At 75.0% G+C, this 1,603-nt stretch carries 2 protein-coding genes; both read left to right on the top strand.

Annotated elements, in window-relative coordinates; all coding sequences use genetic code 11:
* Positions 1–1,080, top strand: a 1,080-nt coding sequence (locus ACOJUF_RS00040; protein WP_420119815.1) for a Dyp-type peroxidase, incomplete at its 5' end; no start/stop codon positions are given.
* A gap of 53 nt (positions 1,081–1,133) precedes the next feature.
* Positions 1,134–1,603 (top strand): copper resistance CopC family protein (locus tag ACOJUF_RS00035; RefSeq protein WP_420119814.1); only part of this gene is annotated, 470 nt, incomplete at its 3' end.

The raw sequence follows: 1,603 nt of genomic DNA, 5'->3' as shown, positions 1-1,603 counted from the left end.
GACCCGGTGGCCGCGTCCGCGGCGGCCACCGTCCCGTACGCCGGCCCGCACCAGGCCGGGGTCCGGACGCCGGCCCAGTCGTACGCCGCGTTCTGCGCGTTCGACCTGCGACCCGAGGTCGACGCGGCGGCCCTGCGCCGGCTGCTGCGGCTGCTCAGCGACGACATCGCGCGGATGACGACCGGGACCGCGGCCCTGGCCGACACCGCCCCCGAGCTGGCCGCGGCGCCGGCCCGCCTGACCATCACGGTCGGGTTCGGGCCGGCCCTGTTCGACAAGGTCGGGCTGGCCGCGGCCCGTCCGGCGGGGTTCACCGATCTGCCCGCCTTCGGTGAGATCGATCGGCTCGACCCCGCCTACGGTCCCGCCGACCTGCTGCTGCAGATCTGCGCGGACGACGCGATGGTGGTCGCCCACGCCCAGCGCATGCTGTTCAAGGACACCCGGGCGTTCGCCGTCGCCCGGTGGACGCAGCGCGGGTTCCTGCCGCTCCGGCCGGACGGGGCCACCCCGCGCAACCTGATGGGTCAGGTCGACGGCACGGTCAACCCGACCGCGGACGCCGACCTCGACCGGTTGGTCTGGACCGCCGGCGGCGGCTGGTTCGCGGGCGGCACGTTCCTGGTGCTGCGCCGGATCCGGATGGAGCTGGACACCTGGGACGAGCTCGATCCGTCGGCGATGGAGGCGACCATCGGGCGGCGGCTGTCCGACGGGGCCCCGCTCACCGGCACGGCCGAGCACGACGAACCCGACCTGACCGCCCGGGACGCCACCGGGCTGCCCGCGATCGCGGATTTCGCGCACCTGCGGGTGGCCCGCGGCGACGGGCCGGCCCTGCAGATCCTGCGCCGCCCCTACAACTACGACGACTCGCCCGGCGCCGACGGCGGCAGCGACCTCGGCCTGCTGTTCTGCGCCTACCAGGCCGACATCGCGGCCCAGTTCGTGCCGATGCAGCGCCGGCTGGCCGCCGGCGATCTGCTCAACCAGTGGACGACCCCGATCGGGTCGGCCGTGTTCGCCGTGCCGCCGGGGTTCGCGGCCGGCGGCTTCGTCGGAGAGGGGATGTTCGCATGACGCCACCAGCCGGCCGCCCGCGCCCTCGGGCGCGCGCCGCTGTCCTGTCCGTCGTGTCCGGGCTGGCGGTCGTGATGGTGCCGGCCGCGGTGTCGATCGCCGTGTCGATCGCCCTGTCGATCGCGGCCGCGCCGGCCGCCTGGGCGCACAGCACGCTGATCTCCAGCTCGCCGGCCGCCGACAGCGTGCTCGCGACGGCGCCGACCCGGATCGAGCTGGTGTTCAACGAACAGATCCGCGACTTCCAGCCGAAGATCGCGATCACCGTCGGCGACCACGACCCGATCGAGGTGACCCCGGTGGTCGACGGTCCGACCGTCACCGCCGACCTGACCGGGGTGACCTGGCCGACGGATGGCGGGACTGGCTCCGGGACTGCCTCCGGGACGGCCGGTGGAACCGTCGGCGCGGTGGCCTGGAAGGTCGGCTACCGGGTCGTCTCGGCCGATGGCCATCCGGTGTCCGGCCTCGTGCCCTTCTCCGTCGGCTCCGGGGCGGCGACCGCCTCCGGGGGGATCACCTC

The sequence above is a fragment of the Nakamurella sp. genome, from assembly GCF_048594475.1.
Classification (GTDB): domain Bacteria; phylum Actinomycetota; class Actinomycetes; order Mycobacteriales; family Nakamurellaceae; genus Nakamurella.
Note: the sequence above shows the minus strand (reverse complement) of the source record. Positions and strands in the feature narration are given on the sequence as shown.